General features: G+C 26.0%; 15 protein-coding genes. 6 read left to right on the forward strand and 9 right to left on the reverse strand.

Going from position 1 to position 23646, the window contains the following annotated elements:
• Positions 1-267 precede the first annotated feature (267 nt).
• From EXC44_RS02350 to EXC44_RS02365, 4 genes are all read right to left on the reverse strand, one after another.
• The gene (locus EXC44_RS02350) at positions 268-447 is read right to left on the reverse strand and encodes a hypothetical protein (protein WP_129621621.1); all 180 of its coding nucleotides are present in this window, start codon (positions 445-447) and stop codon (positions 268-270) included.
• A 176-nt stretch (positions 448-623) separates the two neighbouring features.
• On the reverse strand, positions 624-830 hold the full coding sequence (locus tag EXC44_RS02355; protein WP_129621631.1) for an RNA-binding S4 domain-containing protein: 207 nt from the start codon (positions 828-830) through the stop codon (positions 624-626).
• Entirely contained in the window at positions 830-1954 is a 1125-nt protein-coding gene (locus tag EXC44_RS02360) for a DNA polymerase III subunit beta (RefSeq protein WP_129621633.1), read from the reverse strand. The genes EXC44_RS02355 and EXC44_RS02360 overlap by 1 nt, the downstream gene beginning before the upstream one ends.
• A gap of 134 nt (positions 1955-2088) precedes the next feature.
• The gene (locus tag EXC44_RS02365; RefSeq protein ID WP_129621635.1) at positions 2089-3477 is read right to left on the reverse strand and encodes a DnaA ATPase domain-containing protein; all 1389 of its coding nucleotides are present in this window, start codon (positions 3475-3477) and stop codon (positions 2089-2091) included.
• 183 nt (positions 3478-3660) lie between these two features.
• Between EXC44_RS02365 and EXC44_RS02370 the strand changes: the two genes are divergently transcribed.
• The 6 genes from EXC44_RS02370 to EXC44_RS02395 all read left to right on the forward strand — a co-directional run bounded on the left by EXC44_RS02370 (position 3661) and on the right by EXC44_RS02395 (position 18608).
• Positions 3661-5982 carry an ATP-dependent DNA helicase gene (locus EXC44_RS02370; RefSeq protein WP_129621637.1) on the forward strand — a complete coding sequence of 774 codons (2322 nt, stop codon included), beginning with the start codon at positions 3661-3663 and terminating at the stop codon, positions 5980-5982.
• Between the two features lies 1 nt (position 5983).
• Positions 5984-6556 (forward strand): aminoacyl-tRNA hydrolase, encoded by a 573-nt coding sequence (pth, locus tag EXC44_RS02375; protein WP_129621639.1) that lies wholly within the window; start codon positions 5984-5986, stop codon positions 6554-6556.
• Positions 6531-7421, forward strand: a complete 891-nt coding sequence (gene tilS, locus EXC44_RS02380) for a tRNA lysidine(34) synthetase TilS (RefSeq protein WP_129621641.1) — start codon at positions 6531-6533, stop codon at positions 7419-7421. Before pth ends, tilS begins: the two co-directional genes overlap by 26 nt.
• A gap of 62 nt (positions 7422-7483) precedes the next feature.
• Positions 7484-9586 (forward strand): ATP-dependent zinc metalloprotease FtsH, encoded by a 2103-nt coding sequence (gene ftsH, locus EXC44_RS02385; protein WP_129621643.1) that lies wholly within the window; start codon positions 7484-7486, stop codon positions 9584-9586.
• A 93-nt stretch (positions 9587-9679) separates the two neighbouring features.
• Positions 9680-17644: an ABC transporter permease gene (locus EXC44_RS02390; RefSeq protein WP_129621645.1), complete on the forward strand. Its 7965-nt coding sequence runs from the start codon at positions 9680-9682 to the stop codon at positions 17642-17644.
• Between the two features lies 1 nt (position 17645).
• The gene (locus tag EXC44_RS02395; RefSeq protein ID WP_120160718.1) at positions 17646-18608 is read left to right on the forward strand and encodes an ABC transporter ATP-binding protein; all 963 of its coding nucleotides are present in this window, start codon (positions 17646-17648) and stop codon (positions 18606-18608) included.
• A 40-nt stretch (positions 18609-18648) separates the two neighbouring features.
• Here EXC44_RS02395 and EXC44_RS02400 read toward each other — a convergent pair whose 3' ends face one another.
• The 5 genes from EXC44_RS02400 to serS form a co-directional block, all read right to left on the reverse strand.
• Complete coding sequence (locus tag EXC44_RS02400) at positions 18649-19296, reverse strand: restriction endonuclease subunit S (RefSeq protein ID WP_197723766.1); 648 nt, start codon at positions 19294-19296, stop codon at positions 18649-18651.
• Entirely contained in the window at positions 19259-20569 is a 1311-nt protein-coding gene (locus tag EXC44_RS02405) for a restriction endonuclease subunit S (protein WP_129621647.1), read from the reverse strand. Before EXC44_RS02405 ends, EXC44_RS02400 begins: the two co-directional genes overlap by 38 nt.
• A 71-nt stretch (positions 20570-20640) precedes the next feature.
• The gene (locus EXC44_RS02410; protein WP_129621649.1) at positions 20641-21450 is read right to left on the reverse strand and encodes an HAD-IIB family hydrolase; all 810 of its coding nucleotides are present in this window, start codon (positions 21448-21450) and stop codon (positions 20641-20643) included.
• Between the two features lie 41 nt (positions 21451-21491).
• Positions 21492-22331: a Cof-type HAD-IIB family hydrolase gene (locus EXC44_RS02415; protein ID WP_129621651.1), complete on the reverse strand. Its 840-nt coding sequence runs from the start codon at positions 22329-22331 to the stop codon at positions 21492-21494.
• Positions 22331-23599: a serine--tRNA ligase gene (serS, locus tag EXC44_RS02420; protein WP_129621653.1), complete on the reverse strand. Its 1269-nt coding sequence runs from the start codon at positions 23597-23599 to the stop codon at positions 22331-22333. The genes EXC44_RS02415 and serS overlap by 1 nt, the downstream gene beginning before the upstream one ends.
• Positions 23600-23646: the final 47 nt, after the last annotated feature.

Below are 23646 nucleotides of genomic sequence, written 5' to 3' on the forward strand. Positions count from 1 at the left end.
CGATTGTTTTCATCATTATAATCACGATTTCCGAAGTTATAAATTTCTGCAGATATATTTTTAATCTTTGCCTTTTGATTTTTATATAAGCTTAGATTTTAGCTCTAAAAGATTTATATTTCTCCCTAAAATAGGTTTATTTATATCTATTTTATATTTTGAGATATATAAACACTTAGTTTTATTCTTGCTATCTTGATTTTGTTTATGAAAATAATTTTTAAATTACATCACTATGCTTATGGAGTTTTTTATGAATTTTAGAAATTATTTACCTAGAAGGCCAAAAACTTCTGAAAGTTTCAGATAACTCATACTAAAGTTTTTAGATTCAATTACTTTACTACTTTTAGGTAATTTGTTCTTAATTTCATGATATATTTTGGTTATTTCTAACAAATTATCTAAATGATTTTTTGTTTCTGATGTACTTAGTAAATAATCCAAAAAGCACTTGGAAACCTGATTTTTGATATTCTTCATATATTTTTACAAATTCTTTTTTCTTTAAGTACCTTGACACATTTTTCTTTTCGTTTTTTCTTGGTAGCAATAAATGGTAACAAAAAATAACATTTTCATGTTATTTTTTTGTCCAGTTTTAAAATAATGTCATTTTTAATTTAATCTATTTCTATAACAATTTCATTATTTATTCAAATTATGTCGCCAGTTCTTGCTTTAGTGTTTTTTGTAACAACTTTTTCTCCATTTAGCAAAACATCATTTTCGTTAATATAAAATCTTGCTTGTCCCCCGGTTTCAATTAATTTAGCATATTTTAGTAATTGACCAATTTTTATAAATTCTTTATCTATTTGTAATTTCATTAATACCTTCTAATAGGGGTTATTAACTGAATATTATCTGTTGTGTTTCCACCAAATATATAAACTCTTTTTTCATCATTTGTTATACATAAATTTATAAATTCATCATCAAATGCATTTAAAGCATCTTTAATGTAATGTCAATCTATATCAATATCGAAGGGCTTTCCCTTATATTCAAAGTTAGTTGTTATATATTGTGAAATACCAACTTCAGGAACTTCAAAACTTGCTTTAATTTCTTCTTGCGAAATTGAAAATTCTAATCTTTTAATTTTTTCTACATTGTAAAAAACTGTTTTGTTAATTAGTTTTAAAATTTCTTCTTTTTTAATTTTAATGTTTTTAGTATTTGAGAAAGAAATTAAGTTTTGAATGTTGTGGTATTTTAAATTAACTAAATGAGTAAAAATTGTTGTGTTATTATAATTTATTCCAATTTTTTTATCACTTATAAATAAGGTAATATTGGTAGGCATTTCTTTATGGTATAGCTTTTTAAAATTCTTAGAATCGACATTTAAATTGAAACTAGTTGTTTTACCTAATTTTAAAAGGTGGGTTGATAACCTAAAACTATCTGAAGCCGTTAATCTTAAGTTTTTATTTTCTGATTGAATATTGATAACTTTTGTTATTGGATTAGAAGTAATGGTACTTACTCTTTCTTGATTTATGTTAGAAGAAATATAAACATTATTAATTGCTGTTGATAATACTCTAGATTCAATTTGATATTTATTTTCTGTTAAAGAAAAATCAAAATCAGAATATCTTCCATCCTCTAAAATAGCTAAAGTGTAAAAAGTTTTATTTTCAAAAACTTCCAAATTATTATTAGTTTTTATAAAAGTTATATTTTTTTCAAATTTCTTGATTAAATTTTTAAGTATTAAAATATTAACAAGCAACTTACCGGTTTTTTCTATTTTAATATTTTTTTCATCAACTAATAAAATTTTTTGTGCTGCTATGTTTGTATTACCGGCTGTAAAAATAAGTTTATCGTAATTTAATTCTATCAAAACTCCTCTAAAAGGTATAAAAGAGTCTAAATTATCTACGTATATTGCAAGAAAATCAATTGTATCTTCTATTATTTTTTTTGAAATTGTAAATTTCATAAAATCTCCTAATATATTATTATTATAAGTTGTGAATAATTGTAATTTTTCTTTTTTTTAAGTAAAAAGTTTATTTATAACCGAAATATAAGAATTTATTGTATTTTTTTAAACTTTTATTTGTTAATAACTCGCTATTTTCTTGTGTATATCTCGTTTTTTATTTGATTCAGAACCAGTTTAATTGAAGAAAAAAACTCTTTATTTTTTGTCTTTTTAAGAGCGTTTAATATAGTTGTATGGTCTTTATTTAAAAATTTACCTATTTCTGTCGAAGACATATTGAGTAAATTATCCATTAATATAATTGCAATATGTCTTGCAATAACTATTTCTTTTTTCCTTGTTTTTCCCATTATTTCCTTAGTGCTAATTTTATAATAGATAGAAACTTTTTTAACTATTACTTCTGGAGTTAATTCACTATTGTGGTTAAAATGGTCTCTAAATATATTTTTGATTACACTAAATACATAATTGGCTTTAAGCAGTTCATCTTTGTAATATTTAATTTTAGTAATTGCCCCAAGTAAAGATCTAATTGAATTAGAAAATTCTTTAACAAAAAACACTTTTGATTCTTTATCAATAATATTTAAATCAATACTATTTTGCATTAATAAAAACTCTAAAATTAAATTAAATTCTTCTTCATCAGGTTTTTTTATTTTAGTAATAAAACCTGACTCTAATCTTGTATACAACCTATCTTCAAACACCCCTTTTAATTCTTTTAAGTCTTTTTCTGCTGATATTATTGTTGGTCTATCTTTCTGCATTCTACCTTCAATAATTTGGTAAATAAAATTTTTGGTTTGTTTTTTTTGACCTTCTGCAAATATGTGAAAATCGTCAAATAAGACAATATCAGCCGAAGTTATATGGTTTAATAACTTTGAAATGTAAGTTGTATTATTTTCTTGAATTGCCCCTAATATTTTTTTGTTAAAAACCAAAGGAGTTATATAAATTGACTTTTTACCAACTTCTTCTGCTGCTTTCCCAACCGCCTGCAATAAATGCGTTTTGCCAATGCCTGAAGGGCCAGACATAAATAAAATAGCAAAATCAGATTTAAATTCTGCAACTGTTTTACAAACATCAACAGCTTCTTTGTTAAATTCACTTTTTAAATAATTTTTAAAAGTCGATTTTTCAGCATAATCGTTTTGAAAAAACGTTTTAACTTGTTTAGTTATTTCTTTTTCTGTAATAATTTCAGGTTGTTTTATCTCCAGTTCTGAAATTATTTTATATTTTATATCTTTACCAAAAATTTCAGCAATTGCTTTATCAATAACTTTTTTATAAGCTACAACATAAATATCTTTTGTATTATCAGAATATTCTTTGAAAGTTAAAGTGATATCTTTATCATTAATATCTAAAACTTCTAAACTATTAAAAAAAGTTTTATAAATCATATTATCTGCAATTTCGTTTGACAAATATTCTTTTAATTCGTTGCTTTTAATCGATTTATCAACAATTTTGTTTGTTTCTGTTTCACTGATATCTATCATATTCAATTATTTTATAATATTTTTTTATTTATAAATAAAATATTTAAAAATTCTTATAATTTTCCACACTTTACACCGATATTTATCCACAACATTATAATCTGTGCAAAAATATGTGAGTAAAATCTGGATAAATTGTTTATTTTTAATTTATTAAAAATTAATTTATAATTAATAAATATAATGGAAAAATATCAGTTAAACACAGGTGAAGAATTAATCAGTGCAAAGCCAATTAAATTGTTAAAAGGCGGTTATGATTTAAATTGGTGCTTGCTAATGTGCGAAACAGACAAAAAAGAACGAATTGTTGTTTATGCAACTAAAAATATTCCTAAACTTTACAAATTTTATGACTTAATTGTTACTAAGTCAACAAAACCCCAAAGGACTAATAATTATGTATTAGTTAATTTTTATACTAAGCAAAAAACTTTAGATCGCGAACTAGAACTTTATCTTTATTTAAAACAAACCCCAAAAGTTGGTTTTGTTGCAGTTGATAAAATTAAATCGAAATTCTCTTTTATTAATTTTTATTCAGAAGTAAAAAATAATAATTTATTCAAAGAAGGTTTTGCAACCTTCTTATCAAAAATTCAAAAGGATAATATTCAAAATACATATCTAGAAAACAAAGTAAAAATTGATAGTTTAATCGATGAACGAGAAGAAATTAATGAAGATTTATTTTTCTTTGAATTAAATAAAATTCAAAGTTTATACGAGAAACTCAAAAATATAAATCATGGCGAAAATGATCTATTAAGTTACTACAAATTAAATAATCCTTACAAACTATACTTAGAACATAGACTAAATTTAGCAGATATTGATATTTTTGCATTAGCTTTAGGATATCAAACTAATTCATTTGAAAGATTAGGAGCATATTTGAACTATTCTATGGTGAATTTAGAAGAAGGTAATTCAACATTTTGACCAACTAACTTAGTTGTTGAAATGTTGCAAAAAACTTCTAATGTTTTTGATTTAGTAATTATTGAAGAATTCTTAAAAGATATGATTAATAAAAATAAGTTACTAAATGTTAACGGACTTTTATGTAGGAAATTAATTTTTGATAAAGAAAAAATGGTAACATTTTGATTAAACAAAATTAAAGAAGCAAATCCACTAAAATTAAACCACTTAACAAAGAAAGATTTAGCCTATTTATCAGATAAACAAAAAGAAGCATATTATGAATCAATTAATAATAATATTTGTATTATAACTGGAGCTCCTGGAACTGGTAAAAGTAATATTATTAAACATCTTCATGATACCTTAAAAAAATCTAAATTAAAATTAGGAACTGATTTTATGATTCTTGGGCCAACTGGCAGGGTGTGCTCTAATTTATCGAAAAAGTATGGATTTGCTTCAAAAACAATACATAGTTTTTTAAGTGTACCGACTGATGATGAAAGAGTAACAAAAAGCATTGAAGATTTTAGCAAAATTAAATGCTTAATTATTGATGAATTTAGTATGGTTAATTTAAATATTTTTTACTTGCTTTTATCGGTTTGTCAAAATTTACAAAAATTAATAATTTTAGGAGATGTTAATCAATTACCTGCTATTGGCCCTGGTAATATTCTTTTTGATTTAATTGATTCACAAAAGATAACCACAATTTATTTAGAAGAAAATTTTCGTTCAGAAAGTCAAGAAATTATTGATTATATAAACTTTATAAATTCAATTGGTGATTTCAAAAATTTAAATTATAACCAAGACTTTCAAGATTATTTATCAAATATTGAAAAACTAAAAATTAATAATTTAGAGGCTAATATAGAAGAAAGGATTTATTCTAACTTTTGTGATTGATATGGTAATAAACTTAAAAAACAAAATATTGAATTAAATATTTACAATAATTATTTAAGTGATTTGAGTGATTTATTTTTAACTAAAGTAGAGAATTTTGGAATTCATAATACTATTATTATATGCCCGATGTATAAAGGACCTTATGGTATTGATAAAATTAATGAAGAAATCCAAAAAAACTACAACAAAGATTCAGATGTTATTTATAAATACAAAATAAATGAATATGAATATAAATTTAAATTGAATGACAAAGTAATTCAACTTGTTAATAGGTATGATGATGGTGTTTCAAATGGAGATATGGGTTATATTACTAAATTTGAAAAAAGTTCTTTTGATAACAAAGAAAAAATTCACGTACAATTTGATGACAAAACAATTATTTATACTAAAGATGAATTTAAAACAGAAATTAAATTAGCTTATGCGGTAACTGTCCATAAATTTCAAGGAAGTGAAATAAATTGTTGTATTTTTGTTGTTAATCCAAATCATGCAAAAATGCTGTATAAAAAACTTGTTTATACAGCAACATCACGTGCTATAAAAGAATTAGTAATTTTTAGTAATACTAACAAAATATATTCAACAATTTTCTTAAAAGAGTTTTTAAAACCAAGAAATATTATCACAAATTTAAATTGAATGTTAAAGGAGTAAAATGAAATTAATTGTAGGATTAGGTAATCCAGGGATAGAATATAAATATACAAGACATAATGTTGGCTTTTTAGCAATTGATAGAATTTGTGAAAAGCTTGGTGTGACACTAGATAGACAAAGATTTAAAGGTGAATACACTAAAGTAGATGATTTAATCTTAGCTAAACCATTAACTTATATGAATTTGTCTGGCGAATTTGTTCAGCAACTAGCAACTTTTTATAAAATTAATGTTGATGATATTATGGTTATTCACGACGAAAAAGATATTGAAAATGGGAAAGCCACTATTAAAATAGGTGGTAGTGGTGGTAGCCATAATGGTGTTAAAAATATTATTCAACACCTTGGAAAAGAAGAATTTAAACGGCTTAAAATCGGGATTAAATATCCATTTGAAGGTGAATTAAGAGATTTTGTTTTAGGAAGGTTTAGCGAACCAGAAATCAAAGAATTGAATATTGTTTTAGAAAAAAGTGCTGAGGCAGCTATATTATTTGGTTTTAATGATATTTATACAGTAATGAATAAATTTAATGCTAAAAATGGAAAAAGAAAGAAAAAAGAGTAAAAAAACTTTAATAGCTGTTAGTGGGGGACCAGACAGTATGTTTTTATTGAATAAATATAAAAATAAAAAAAATATACTTGTTGCAACTGTCAATTACAACCAGAGAGAAGATAGCGAACTTGATTTTAAGATTGTTAAAGTATTTTGCCAAAAATACAATATTCCCTTTTTTTGCTTAGAATTAAAAAAAAGCGATTATTTAAAAGGTAATTTTCAAAATTGAGCAAGAGAGCAAAGATACACATTTTTAAAAAAAATCTATAAAGAAAATAATTGCAATGTTTTGCTAACTGGCCATAATCTTGATGATTTTTTGGAAACTGCTATTTTTCAGAAAAATACTAAGCGAAAAGTTGAGTATTACGGTATTAAAAAAATATCTAACTATAAAAATATGGTTATTAAAAGACCTTTACTCTTTAAATATTTTAAAAATACTATTTTAAAAAAAGTTATTAAACAAAGAATACCTTTTAACATTGATTATACAAACGAAATACCTAAGTATACTAGAAATAAAATTAGACTTGAAAATAATGTTAAATGAAAAAGCAAAAAAATTTTTATTTTAAGTTATTTTATTTTTCAAAATCAAAAACTAAAATTTAAAAACTATAAGATTAATAAAGAGTATAAAATTTGAGAAAAACATGACTTTTCTCAAGATATCTTCATAAAGTTAAAAAATAAAAAATCTTTAGTTTATAAGTTTGTAAATAGTAATTATGACAAAATTAAAATATCTAATAATAAAATAGATAGTATTATTAACTTTATAATGGCACAAAAAAGAACTAATTCATACAAGTTAAATAATGAATTTTTCCTTAAAAAAGAAAAGGGTAATTTAATAAAAATAAAATAATGCTTTTTTAACTTTATCTTTATAATATATTAATATAAATAACACCAAATGAAAGGAAGGTTATGAAAAACAAAAAATCTATACTATTAATAGTTTTATTTGCTTTAATTATTTTGGGAATAGTTTTATATTTTGTTCTTACAAGAAGAACTACTGTTCCCGAAATAAGTTTAAGCCAATTAGTTACAAGAATAGAAGATGCTGCTAAATCAACAACCGATAAAAATTTCTTTGTTTCAATAGTATATAATCCATATAATAATGCAATTAATACAGTTTGATCAACTGAAGGTAGAAATATTTCAACTGTAGCATATGGAAAAATTGGCGAAGTTTACTCTTTAATTGAGAATTATCCAAAAGTATTTAAAGATGCCTTTACCTTTGTTGATAATAATGGTACAGTTGGAGTTGGACAATTGTGGTCAGTTAAAACACCACAACAAAGTATTTGGTTAACTATCTTTATTTCGCTTATTCCAACATTTATTTTAATTACAATGATTTACTTTATTTACAGAGGACAAAGTAAGATGATGAATGGACAAGGGGGAATGTTTGGAGATAAAAGTCCTGCACAAATCATTAAATCTGATAAGAAATTTGCTGATGTTGCCGGAAATAAAGAATCTATTGAAGAAATTAAAGAAATAGTTGACTACCTTAAAAACCCAAAAAGATATGAGGAAGCTGGAGCAAGAATGCCAAGAGGTATCTTGCTTGGCGGTCCTCCTGGAACTGGTAAAACTTTATTAGCTAAAGCAACAGCTGGAGAAGCTAATGTACCATTTTACTTTGTTTCTGCCTCAAATTTTGTCGAATTATTTGTTGGTATGGGTGCTCGTAGGGTTCGTAGTGTTATTTCTGAAGCAAGAAAAAATGCCCCTGCAATTGTCTTTATTGATGAATTAGATGCAATTGGTAGAACTAGAGGTAGTGGTATTGGTGGAGGACATGATGAAAGAGAACAAACTTTAAACCAACTTCTTGTTGAAATGGATGGTATTAAAGAAAACTCTGGATTACTATTTGTTGCCGCAACCAACAGAACTGATGTTTTAGACCCAGCTCTTACTAGACCTGGTCGTTTTGACCGTGTGATTACAGTTGGATTACCTGATGTAAAAGAAAGAGAAGAAATCTTAAAATTACATGCGAAAGGTAAAAGGTTCGCCGATGATGTTAAGTTTGAAAATGTTGCTAAAAGGACCCCAGGATTCTCTGGTGCTCAATTAGAAAATGTAATTAATGAATCAGTATTGCTTGGTGTACGTGAACGTTCACAAGTAATTACATTAGAAATCATAGATGAAGCAATTGACCGTGTAATGTCTGGTCCTGCAAAAAAATCAAGAACAATTACTAGAAAAGAGTTGACCATGGTTGCATACCATGAAGCAGGTCATGCGGTAGTTGGAATTAAAGTTCCAGGTGGAAATAAAGTTCAAAAAATTACTATTATTCCTCGTGGCCAAGCTGGCGGATATAATTTAATGATGCCAGAAGAAGAAAAATATAACTACTCTAAGAAAGAATTATTAGCTACAATTGCAAGCTTTATGGGTGGCCGGGCTGCAGAAGAAATTATTTATGGAAAAGATAATATTTCTACTGGTGCTTCAGATGATATTAACAAAGCGACTAATATAGCTCGTAGAATGGTTACAGAATTTGGTATGAGTGATTTAGGTCCAATTAAATACCAAGAAGAATCTGGATCACCGTTTTTAGGCAAAACCTTAGCTACAAGTTCTTCGATTTCTAATCAAATTAGTCATGAAATCGAATTAGAAGTAAGAAAAATTATTTTAGAAGCAAAGGAAATAGCTCTTAAAGTAATTAACGAAAACAAACACTTATTAGAGTTAATTAAGACTTTATTGCTTGAAAAAGAAACAATTATTTCTGAAGAAATTGATTATATTGCTACAAATTTAAAACTTCCCCCTAAAACTGAAGAAGTTAAAGAAAAAATAAAACCAATTGATTTAGATTCACTAATTTCAATTACTGAAGACAAAAAAGTTGATAAAGCTATCGAAGGTTTTAAAGAAGAAAAAGAAGAACCTAAAGAAATGGAAAAAACCCAAGAAACTTCAAAAAACACAGAACCTCAAGATGAAATTAAAGATGACGAAGCCCAAACAAAAATAACTGAAGAATAACAAAAAATACTCCTAATTTGGAGTATTTTTTAAAAATAAAATTTATTATATAATATAACTTAATTTATATATCTAATTTATAAGGAGGTTTTTATGTGAAACTTATTCAAAGAAGTATGAAGGTCATTATTTAAAAATAAAGTAACAGTAGGTGGCTTAACACTTTTAATTTTTCTTACTTCAGGAATCTTTACATTTTTGCACGGTACTTCAAAAACAATGCAAAACCAATTTTTTAGATATCAACAACAATCTAAAGGACATGATTTAACTGTAGATTTAAATTTACCAATTAATGGTAATACTTATAATAATGGATATTTTATAAATGGTTTGAGTAATGATGATGGACATGAAGGATATAACCAACCACTTAGATATTTAACTCAAAATTATTTAGAATCAAGTAATATTTTAAATTTCAATAAAATAACTGAAAATTACTTACCATTAAATTATTTTATTGATAAAGAAGAATATAAAAATAGATATATATCTCGTTCTGATTTTTTAGATTTATATAATACTTCTTATAATGATGCTGGACAAGGAGAATTATTAACATTAGATTTTTCTAAAAATCAAAAATATTTTAAATTAAAAAGAAATATATCGTTACCAACGTATATTAAAGATGCAAATATTTTTACTAAAGAAAAAACTAAAACCTTAATTGATAAAAATAAAATTTTTTGATTTGATAAAAAATACACTTTAAAAGATATAGGATATATTACTAATACAGAATCAAACGAAGTATATATATCACAACTAAGTACTTTATTTATCAACCCATACAATAATTTAATGACTTTTGATTTATTGCAAGGTAAAGAATGAGAAAATGATAAAGGTGTGTTAAAAATCACAGGATTAGAACTTGCTAAAATCCTTGGTTTAACAAATATTGAAAATAAAAACTTTGTTTACAAAGTAAATAGAAATATTTCATCTAAATTAATTAATTATAATGAAAATGAAGATATTAGTAGTTTAAGTGTAAAGCAACTTAATGATTCATTAACATATAATGATTTATTTGGTGCTGAAGATAAGGAAGTAACTAGCTCAGGAAAAATAACTTTCCAAGCGAATGCTTCATATACCATTCCTATAGAATGAGCTTATTTAAAAACTAAAACAACATATTTTGAACGTAAGTTATATGAAACAACTTATGTTGGGGATAACCAAAATAAATGAAGTGGAACATACAAAAGTTTCATGGAGAATCTTATCAATGTTCACGGACAAATTCCAGAAGAATATGCTAAATTCTCATTTTGAGAAAAAAATATTATTAATGAATACCGCCCATATGTTTTAGAAGGTAATAATTCTATTTTAGGTAATGTTAGTGAACGCAGTGAAGAAAAGAATTTGTTATCTTTTGAAGAAGTTCAAAATACCGAGTTAAAAATAGCTGAAGCTACTTTACAGCCTTCAGGTATTAATTACAACAATTTTTACTATGATGGTTATAAAAAAATAATTCAAATTGAAGGTTATCAAAATTTAGATAGTAAAATTTATCTAAATTTAACAAATAAAAATATTGCAAATGATACTTTAATTAAAATTAGAGCCGGAGCACTAAAAATAACTAAACAAAACATTTACCAATATATTGCTAATAAAGTTTCTAAAAATAACATTGGAATTCGTCAAACAATTACGATTGATTCATTTAATAATGGTGAAGGTAAAAAAGTTTACCACTTTGTTAATACTGGTGATCAAAATAATTCAATTTATGGAATTGAAAACAATATTAATAAATTAATGAATGAAGGATTATATCCTTCATTAAATAAGCAAGAAGATGATTTAAATGACTATTTTACAACTCATGAAATAGATCCTTATGTTGCTGCAATGTTGCTTTTACAATCTTCATATAATATCTTACCTCATGAAGAATATATTAAAACTGATTTTGATTACGACAGAATTGAATACACTGATTCAGAAACAGGAACTGTTACACAATTTAAGAGAGTTAAAATTTATCGTTTAGCCCATTACAAGAATGATCGTACCTTAGATGCAAGTGAATACAACATTTTTGCCAATTTAGGGATTATGATTAAAGGTGAAGCAGAATTTGTCGTAGTTGCACCTGTATATAATGAAGTTAAAGAGATAGTTCTTTGAAAAAATGTAAAACTAAATTCTAATCCAAATGGAATTATTTTAAATAGTCAATTGAGCAACTGATTAACAACTAATAAATTAACTTTAAAAGCATATTTGCCGAAAAATAAATATGTGCGAGAAACACCTGATTTTAGTCATACTGTATACGTTCCATTTGTTTTTAGAGGACCCGATGTAGAAGTAGTTAACCAAGCACTAAATGAAAATAGTTTAGATCTTGGTATTAACAGATTATGAAAAAGCATTATTAACACTGATTTATACAAAAAAGGTTTTTTAAACGAAGAACAATTACTTGTTTTAATAAGTTCTTTAAAGAAAACTTTTGATAAAAATAATTTTGCAGCAACATTTTCAAGTGGATCAATTAATTATGCTGTATTACCTAAAATTATTTTAGATGGACTTTATGAAGTTTCAAACCACCCTTCAGGTGATTACATTAAATCAATCCTTGTTAGTGTTTTTAACAAGATCTTAGCTTTATTAGTTAATTACCCAACACAAGAAGCAAAGAATCAATATTTGGCTCAAAATATTGATAACTTATTTGCTTTTGTTTCATTATTGATGGGCAACAAGATTATTGATTATGAAGTTATTAGTTCATTATTAAAAGTTTCAAAAGACCTAGATGAATTTTTAATCATTATTAGAGATATAATTTCTGCTTTTAACTTCAAAAAGATTTTTGGTTATACAAATGATTTCTTTAACAATGATTATGGTAAAGAAACGGTTATTAACGGCAAAAATTATAGAAGATCTTTAAGTAGTTACGATATTTTTATGGCAATTGTCAATGGGATAGAATATCCAATTCTTAGAGATTCATTATTAAGATTATTAGATAATATTCATATTGATCATTTAACTAATTGAAAAGATGCAAATAACCCTTTAAAAGGCATTTTAAAATTACTTCCTTTTGGAGTTAAAGAATTAATTCCACAAATTAATGGTTACAAAAATGATTCAAAGAATAAATATAAAAATTTAATTGATGGAATTAAATTTTTCATCAGAAATTTTGATTATGATATTTTCTTGGAAACACTTAAAGAAGAAGTTGAGGTAGAAACTTTTTCAACTGATTCGCAAGAATATAATAAATTATTAGAATCACATGTTAATATCCGTAAAGATGTTTTATTAACTAAACTTGATTCTAAAAAAATTATTTATGCATTATTTAAAGCTTTTTTCAATACTCCTGGATCAAATAAACGCGTTAAAGATGAATTAATAAAAATGCTTAATTTATCTTCTAAAGGATCTAATATTCAAATTGCTCAAGGTAAATATTTAACCATACCTGATTCCGATCCTGATAAGTTAGATTTCTTTGATTTAATTCAATTATTACTTGTTAGTCCTAAATCAGGGTATACTGAAGTAAGTCAAACAAGTGAACAAAGACTAAATACCTTGCAAAGAGTTAAAAAGATTATTCAAGATATAGATGCAAATAATGGTAAATTAACCAAGGCAATATTTGAAAATTTAAATCCTAATTTCCTAAAAGAATATTTTGAAATTAGTGATGTTAATAATCTTGAAAGAGATAAAAGTAAGATTTTAACTAAATTAAATGAGTGAAAAATTATTATAGAATCCTTTGATTTAAAAAATGCTGGAAGCATTGATACAATTCATAGATCTTTTGCAAGTTTAAATAATTGATTTATTAAGTTACAACCACAACCGAATTCAAGTTTTTTAAATATAGTTTTAAACCGCCTTTTATCAAAATTAACAGGAAGTACATATACTGAATTTAGTTATTTAAAAGATATTTACCCAATTATTAAAATTTGGCTTGAAATATTTAACCAAAACAAAGATTATAATAAAGCTTTAGCCTTTGCTAATGAATTATTAGAAATAGCTAATAAGCAAGAAATTATTAATTCATTTAATTCATTTGATTTATTCCAACCTGCTTCATTAAATATAGCTGGTTATGAAGAAACTGGCTTTGGAGTAACTAGATCCTTAGCTAATCCAGCGGCTATGAGAGATTTATTTTTTGCTAAAAACCAAGTTGGAATTTATCAAAACAAATATTTAAAAAACTTAGTTGTTAAATATCCTGAATTTGCTAATTTTTTAGAATCCTATAGTTATCAAATAACTCAGAGTTTTTCTTATATAGCAGCAGCAAATAAAGACTTTTTAGTTGAATCAGGAGAAACATTTAGTCATACTAATGCCTTTAGTTCGTATCTTAGTATTTTGATTAATTCACATTTAAAAAATCATGCTTTTAGAAACAATCTAAAAACTTTAACAAAATTATTTAACTCAGATTATTCAAGTTTTTCACTTGATTTCTTAGGTATTTCGGATGCAATTTTAAATAATGTTTTAAGAAATATGTTTCCACAACTAATTGTTTGAACTTTTACTGACACTCATAGTAAAAAACAAGATGAAGAAGCATATTCTAATATCGCATCTTTTATACATAATAAATTATTTAACTTCGAAACCTTAATTCGTAATAAAGGTAATTTTATGAATTTTTTAAGTAGATTTGATGATTCTGGCAAAGAATCTCCCTACTTAGAAAATGACTTTAGTTTTAAAATCGCAATTGATGATAATATATTTACCAAGCTTGCTGATTTAGTTAAAGAGTCTCCTGAAAGATATACTTTCTTTGGAATGAATTTAGCAGATATTTTATTTGCTTCAATTAATTCTATTACTGGGTTAACTCCAGTTAATAATGTTTTAATATTTAATAAATCTTCATCATATGTTGCTAAAGTTAATTATGCATTTCTAACTCAAAATAAAAAAGAGATATATACTGGAGTTGTACCTGATGACCCAATTCAAGCAACTTTGTTATTAAATTCTTTAGACGAGAAATATTTACTTAATATTAATGGATCTAAATATATTATTATTGGTGAAGATATGACTTATGATTATTTTTATCCCGTTTTAGATGAAAATAACTTACAAGTTAATACTAAAGATCAAGCTATTGTTTATGTTAACAATACAGGATTTGACAGAATTAGACAATCATATAGAGGAACAGTTGTTAAAGAATATTTAACAGTTAAAGAAAACAAAAAGTTAAATAACCAAAGTTTAAGAGAATTAAAAGCAGAAATTGAAGCTTATGTACAAACTCAAATAACGGATGTTACAAACTTACAAAGAACATTTTTAACTTCTGAATTAGATGGTATTAACCCTGAACGTAGTTTAAGAGTTAATACCATTAAGAAATTAATTAACTCTGTTTCAACAACCTCGAATTTTATTTTAACTACCTTAGTTATTTTAATCACAATATCTATTACTTTTATAATTAAAAGATATATATCTAATAAAAATAAAGTTATTGGTATTTTAATTGCTCAAGGTTATACACCTCTTCAAATTGCTTTATCTCTTTCGATTTTTTCATTTTTTACTATTATTGTTGGTGGATTGTTTGGATATATTTCTGGATTTGTACTTTCAGGTTATGGGTTAGTAATTTTATCTAATTATTGAGTTATTCCAATTCAAACTTTAACTTTTGAACCGCTTTCATTAGTAATAAGTTTAGTCTTACCACTCTTAGGAATGGCAATTTTAATTATTTTTATTGCACTTAGATCATTAAGATATAAATCAATTGACTTAATGTCAGGGATTACTGAAGTTAATATTGGTGAATTGTATAATAAACTGATGTTAAAAACCGAAAAACAAAGAATTACCACTAAATTTGGTATTTCATTAATTTATAATAGTTTTTGAAAACTATTCTCATTTGCTATTTCTGTTATTTTAGCAAGTATTACTGCTATTATTGGATTTAGTACCTTTGGTACATTTGAAAAAGCAATTAATCAAACTTATGAAAACAGAAAATTTAATTATAAATTAGATTTAGCTACTCCTACTAAAGAAGGAGGATTATACAATCCATTTACAAGTGAAGATTTAGATAAAACTTTATATGTTCCAATTGGTGATATTAGAGAATTAAACCAGTATCAACCTGATTACTTTAAACCTGGTGCTTCATCAGTAGTTAATTTAAATGATCCTAAAACTAATTTACCTAAAAATGGAAATCCAACAGACTTTCATCCTCATGTTATAACACAATTTTCAGTTAACTTAAAAATTGACTCTAGTGTTTCAATTGACCCTTTTGAAATTATTTATAACTCTCTTCCAGATAGTCAAAAATCAAGGATCATGCAACTAAGAGATAATGTAGGATTTGCTTTAACTAAACATCAGCAAGGTGTTGCATTTACAAAAATAACTAAAAATGGTGTTGAAGTTGATTCAAATACTATTGATATTAATCAAACCTATAAAAATGGTGTTAGAGCCTTTTTCCAATATATTCCAAATAAAGAAAAAATTATTAATGGTAAATTCTGATATGTTGTTTATAATGAACAAGAAGGTAATTGAGAACACAAAGTAATTACAACCAATTCTTATAGAGACCAATACCGTGAATTTTTAGTTAAAGGGTATAAATGAATGGAAGCTAATACATCTGTTAGAGATTATTATGTCTCATTTAATGGACTTGTATTTAACAAATCAACTAATGAAACATATACTTATTTAGAATCAAATTACAATAAAGAAGATATTAAACTTTATGGCTACCAAAGTAATTCAAAACAAATTCATGTAAAAACTGCTAGTGGTAAAAACTTACTAACAGCAATTGATAACGCCTTTAGATCTTCTGGTTCAAATATTAATAAACAAATTCCTCTAATTATTAACAATGTCACAAAACAAAAATTTAATTTAGAAAAAGGAAGTGTGATTAAACTTAGTTTTAAAAACAAAGTTAATCGTTTAACGAAAAATATCGAAGAAAAACTAGGTAAATCTTCCTTAGAAGATACAGTTAATGATTTAAAGAAAACATACCAATTCTATGTCTATGATATTAACCCAACATTTATTAATAATGAATTTATTATTCCCAAAGCAGCAGCTGATCAAATCATCGGATTTGACGAGTTATATAAAGCAAAGCTAGAAAAAACTAAAGATAATCTACCTGAAGGGTTTAATGAACATCATTATAAATTTAATGGAATTTTATCAACTGATGAATTTCCAATTCAATTAATGTTATCAACTGGTCTTTATTCACCTTCAGGATTTTTTGGAGCAGTTGAAAGCTTTAACATCGATAACACTTCAATTAGAGAAAAGAAATATTTCTTTGATGCTTTATTTGGTAATTTTGAAGTTAACAACAACTTGCAAGTTGAAGGAGTTATGAAACAACTTGGTGCTTCAAATCAAGATATTGCTAAATTTTTAAAACCAAGCTATGATCCTTTAAGAGATAGTATCCTTGAAATTTATAATGAAGCAAAAGAATCACCAGATTTACACATTAAAGAATTTGCTAAATTATTTAATGAGCAATTAGCAATACCTAATGCTTATTCAGTTGAATCTAAAACTATAGAAGTAGGTTTCACTTTATCAATAGGTAAAACTGTGCAAATCATTGTAACAATTATTTCTTCATTTGCTTTTGTTATTTCAATTATTATTTTGATAATTGTTTCAACTATTTTAATAGGAGAAAATGAACGAAATATTGCTATTTGAAGTATCTTAGGATACTCAAATAAAGAAAAATTAAAAATGTTTTTTGGAATCTATATTCCATTTATCATTATTTCTTTATTATTGTCCTTTCCAATTGCTTATGGTTTTATAGCAATATTTACAGGATTTTTAGCAAGTAGTGCAAGTTTATCAATACCTTTAACAATTTCATGGTTAAATGTACTTTCAACTGTTATTGTTGTCTTTGGGGTATTTATTCTAACTTCTGCATTATCATGAATTAATTTGAATAAAATTAAAGCTATTGATTTACTAAAGGAGAAGTAAGATGTCTAAATTTAATATTTTTAAAAAAAACAAACAAGAAAACAACGAAGATAATATTGCTTCTTCAGATGCAATATTATCTAAAGAAAGTAATTTAAAAATTACTACTAAAAATGTTTTTGAAATACTTGATTCAAATGAAGGTGACCGAAGAATTATTGTTGATAGATATATTGCAAGGAAACTAGCTAAAGCAGCAAAAGTAAAGCGCCCTAGTGATGAAGCAAAAGATTTAAAAAATAGCGAAAATGCTATTATAGAAGTACAAGACGTAAGTAAATATTATTTATCAGGTAATGTTGTTACTAGGGTTTTAAAAAATATATCTTTAACTATAAATAAAGGTGAATTTGTCATGATCTATGGTAAATCTGGCGGAGGAAAAAGCACATTACTAAATTTAATTTCAGCATTAGATCGTCCTTCTAAAGGAAACGTAGTAGTTTGTGATACAAACTTACCTTATTTAAGTGATTTAAAACTAACTTTATTTAGAAGAGAAAATGTTAGTTTTATCTTCCAAAACTACAACTTATTGCAAAACCTTTCGGGTTTTGATAATGTCCAAACTGGCGGATATTTGCAAAAGAATCATGAGAAGAAAATTAATATTGATGATTTATTCACCGAATTTGATATGGATGATGTAAAATACAAATTTCCTTCACAAATGTCGGGAGGTCAGCAACAAAGAATTTCAATTCTAAGGGCTTTAGCTAAAAATTCACCAATTATCTTTGCTGATGAACCAACGGCAGCTTTAGATGAAAAAACAACCCAACTAGTACTTAGTTATTTATACGACATTAATAAAAAATATGGAACAACCATTGTAATGGTTACCCATAATCCAATGATTGATAAAATAGCTTCCAAAATCATTACAGTTAAAGATGGAAAGATAAAGAATTTAAGATTGAATCCTAGTCCAAAACACCCAATGGAAATTAACTGGGAAAAGTAATGAAAATAGAAAACAAACATCCATAATGTGGATGTTTGTTTTAACTTACCTTATTAAAACTTAAAAGTTTGTTTCGATAATATTCATATTGTTTTTGCCGAAGGTTTATTTCAGCCGGCAAACCTTGAGTTAGGTTGTTTGTGTAGGTTGAAAAATTGTCTAAGATCGCAACTATTTGGTTTTGGAGTGATAGAGGTGGGATAGGGATAATAATATCCTCTAAATCCTTTTTATTTAGTGCTGGTATACTTCCTTCACTTACCAATGTTTCTCTAATTTTTTGTTGAGTATTTTTTAGGTAATAATATAGAAATTTAGTTAATATTTCATTATCATCCTTGCTTCTTAAAGCGTAGCATAATCCACCAGCCCAAAAGTCTTGATCCATATATTGCACAAAACTAGCATTTTCACCTCTTGAAGCAATTGTTATTGCATCACCGTTGTTATTAAATTTGTAATAATATCCATAAATAGATGTACCAGAGTTTATAACAGGGTATTTTCCATTTGGTATTAAATCAGTAGTTTTTAATGTAGCTTTAGGCAAATTATTAATTAATTCTCCAAGTTTCTTATATTTAACCCCATACCCATAACTCATTAAATCCAAACCAAAGACATATTCAAGTAATTTATTTAATCCAGAATTATCGTCTCTCTCTCTCTCTCTCTCTCTTAATATCATCTATATTAAATGATAATAAGAGATTGCGATAATATTCATATTGTTTTTGTCTTAATTGTATTTCAGAAGGAAGTCCAATTTTGAGATCTTTACATATCTTTTCAAAATTGTCTAAAACTTCCGCAATTCGGTTTTGCACTGGAAGGGGTGGGATGGGTACACTGAATTCTTGTAAAATTGGAAGTGTAATATATGATATTACTCCATTTAGTGATTTTTGGCTAATATAATATTTAAAGGAATTATTTATGTAATGCAATAAAAATTTAGGATTTACTTCAATAAAATTATGTAAAACATAAGTCCTTTGATATGCATTAAATTTACCATTATAATAATTTGTGTGTCCTATATTACCATTACCAGAAAGCAAGATGGCCTCAGTATCAAAAGCATATTCATTAATAGAATATGGTTTTGCATGACAAGTAAAAAATGGATATATTCCTCCATCAACTGCATCTTTAGCATTCAATTTACCAGTTGTTATTGAACATAATTCTTTTAGTGGTTTATACTCAACCTTAACTTTTGAATCATCAAAAGATAAAAGTTTATCCCTATAATATTCATATTGTTTAATTCTGTCCTTAAGCTCTGTTGTAAGCTCTGTTGTAAGCTCTGTTGTAAGCTCTGTTGTAAGCTCTGTTGTAAGCTCTGTTGTAAGCTCTGTTGTAAGCTCTGTTGTAAGCTCTGTTGTAAGCTCTGTTGTAAGCTCTGTTGTAAGCTCTGTGAAATTGTCAAGAATTTTGACAATTTCGTCTTGGATCGCGCGGGGTGGGATTGGGATAAGTATTTCTAAGATATCAGGCATATAAGGATGTTGAATGCCTGCACCTCTGTAATATGATGCTATTAGATCTAATTTATTATTTAAAACATAAAATAAATATTTTATGTTTAGTTCATTATTATCTTTAGCAATAGCAATAACATTTCCTCCAGTAATAAATTTACCTTTATAATATTGCACTAATGCATTACCACCAGTAGGAAGGTAAATAACTTCTCCTTGATCAACATATTTGTCAACTTTTGCTTCGTTAGCAAATATGTTAGTTTTATTCGTAGTTAAAATTTTGATTGTTCCATCTTGAGAAGTTAAATCTTTAAGTTCTTTAGCACTAAAGTATTTTTTATATTTAATGATTTTTTCTTGTTTACTTGGATCAACTTCTTGAAACTTTTTGTTTCATGTTGTTATTTCTCATAAGGGTTTATACTCAACACCGCCAGGACATAACTCATTAATAAGCTTTTCTATTTTATTCATAATTTTACCTATTTAATAAAAAATATAATAAATAGGTTGTTCTAAGATATAGAACAACCAAAATTTATATATTATTTTAAATAATTTTCTTCAAAGTATTTTGCTAATCCTGATTCAGCACAGCTAAGCGGGGTAATTTCATCAGCTATTTCTTTTAACTCTTCAACAGAATTAGCCATAGCTATCAATCTACCAACTTTACCTTTAGTTGAAGCATCATTACCACTATCCCCAAAGTGCACAGCTTTTTGAGGATCAATACCTTTTAATTTGCAATATGCAACTTCTGCATCACCTTTAGAAACGTTAGATCTAGTAATTTCTAAGATATTATTAGAACCACTTAATGATATTACTAATCTACCTTTGAATTTTTCATTTCATTGATCTGCTAATTTTCTAATTTTATATTTAGAAATTGATCAAACCAATGCTTTAAATACTTCAAAGTCATTTTTATATTCTGTATAGTGTTTTGCTTGTTCTTTGCCAAAACCCATTCAGAATTTATAAAAATTATTTTTAACAAAAGCATGGGCTTTGGAAGAATTGTAAACAACAAAACATTTATTTTTCTTTATTTCAGTAAATAATTCTTGGGCTAAATTTGGTTCAATATGGTAACTTGCAACAACATTGCCATTTTCAATTATTTTAGCACCATTTCAAGCAATATAACTACTATTACCAAGCATTGTAGCTATTCTTTGAGTTTTTTCACTCACACCTCTTCCTGTTGATACAACAACAGGAATTTTCTTTTGTAATTCATTAATTATTCTAATAGTATAATCTGATGGCATTCTTTCTCAAAATTTAGCACCAGGACCATCTAAGGTGGTTCCGTCTAAATCTATGAAAATAATTTCAGGTTTATTCATAATTATATTATATATTAAATAAAAAGATCTTTAAAGTACTTTTAAAGATCTTTTTCTAAATAACTTTGTATGAATTCGCCTATTGTTCCAGTGTTGTGGTTGCCAATAATTGCTTTAGCAGCAGCTTTTGCATCATCAGCAGCATTATCCATAGCAATGCTATAACCTGCATTTTTAAGCATTGAAACATCATTACCACTATCACCAAAAGCAACTAAATTTTTTAAATTAATATTTAAATCTTTGGCTAAAAGTTTTAACCCATTTAATTTAGAGACATTAACACCATTAATGTCAGAATAAATTAAATTTGTTAAATATACTTCACAACCAAAAGGTTTTAATTCTTTTACCAATTGATCTGTGATTTCTTTAGCCTTATCTTGTTCATTGCGTAAAGCAATTTGCGTAATGATAGTTTGTGGATTATTAATATTTTGTCAAACTTCTTGTTTTGTTGAAGGTTTATAATAATTATCACCCATAGCATGAGATTTTGTAGCTCATTCAGTGAGGTATTTGTCATGAATTAGTGTTTGATTTTTATAAATAGTATCAACACGTAGTAAAATTGATTCTGATTCTAAGAAAACTTTATAAACTACATCCATTACTTTAGGATCAATAGCTTTAATTATTTGGTTTTCTTTAGTTTTAGGATTATGAATCATAGCACCATTAGAACAAATAATATAATCAATTGATGATAAATCGTTTTTACCAAATAAAGGCAAAATATTAGCAAGGCCACGTCCCGTGGCAATAACATTATAATGGCCTTTTTGTTTTACTAATTTTAAACCCTCAATAGTTTGAGGGTGAATTAGATTTTCTTTAGTTAATAATGTACCATCTAAATCATAAGCAAAGATTTTTTTCATTATTTAATTACTGTTACTCCATTCATATAAGGAACTAAGGCTGAAGGAACAGAAATAGTTCCATCAGGGTTTTGGTAAAGTTCTAAGATAGCAGCAACAACACGATCAATTGCCATTGCTGAGCCATTCATGGTATGAGCGTATTCATTTTGTCCCTGATTATTTCTAAAACGAATTTTAGCTCTTCTTGCTTGAAAATCTCCCATGTAGCTGATACTTGAAACTTCACGGTATTTTTGTTCTGAGGGAAGTCATATTTCTAGATCAATAGTTGTTCTTGCTGAAAAACCTAGATCACCAGTACAAAGTTTTACTAAACGATAAGGAATACCTAGTTTATTTAAAACATCTTGAGCATCCAAAACCATTTCTTTATATTCGCTTCATGCATCTTTTGAATTAGTTACTTTAACTAGTTCAACTTTTTTAAATTGGTGTTGCCTTAAAATTCCTTTAGTATCACGTCCTGAAGAGCCAGCTTCAGATCTGAAACATTCAGTATAAGCGGTTGCTTTGAATGCTTTAGTTAAATCAACTATTTCATCATTATATATGTTAGTTAAAGTAACTTCAGCTGTTGGAATTAAATATTGGTTTAATTGATTTAATTTGTATAAATCTTCTTCAAATTTAGGTAATTGACCAGTTCCATATAAAATATTTTGGTTTACAACCACGGGTGTGGTAAATTCAGTATAACCTTTTGTTTCGTGTAAATCTAACATAAAATTAATTAAGGCACGAACTAATTTAGCACCTTGATTTTTGTAAATAACATATCTTGAACCTGATAATTTAACAGCTCTTTCAATATCAATAATATCTAATTGTTTTGCTATTTCATAGTGCGGCAAGACACCTTTAACAAGACCTCTACCTAAATTAGGATTTGTTTCTAAAATTAAGTTATCATTTTCGTCTTTGCCAATTGGAACAGATTCTAAGGGAAGATTTGGAATATGTGATAACAAGGCTTCAATTTCTTGATTTAATTCATTTGATTCTTTAGTTAGATTTGATTCTTGTTGTTTTATTAAATTAATTTGTGTTTTTAGTTCATTTAATTTCTCAGAATCACTCTTATATTCTGAGAAAAGTTTTGATAATTTAGTCAACTCTGCTTTTTTACTTTGCGCCTGGAACATTAAATTACCACGGTTTTGAGCCTTGATAAGTAATTGTTCGTAGATTTCAAGGTCAAAGCCCCTGTTTTTTAAACTATCTCTAACAATATCTTGATTTTTTAAAATATATTTTAAATCTAGCATTTTTTCTACTTTCTATTCGTTATTATACTATATTTATCTATAAATAA

This window comes from Mycoplasmopsis bovirhinis (assembly GCF_900660515.1).
Classification (GTDB): Bacteria; Bacillota_I; Bacilli_A; order Mycoplasmatales; family Metamycoplasmataceae; genus Mycoplasmopsis; species Mycoplasmopsis bovirhinis.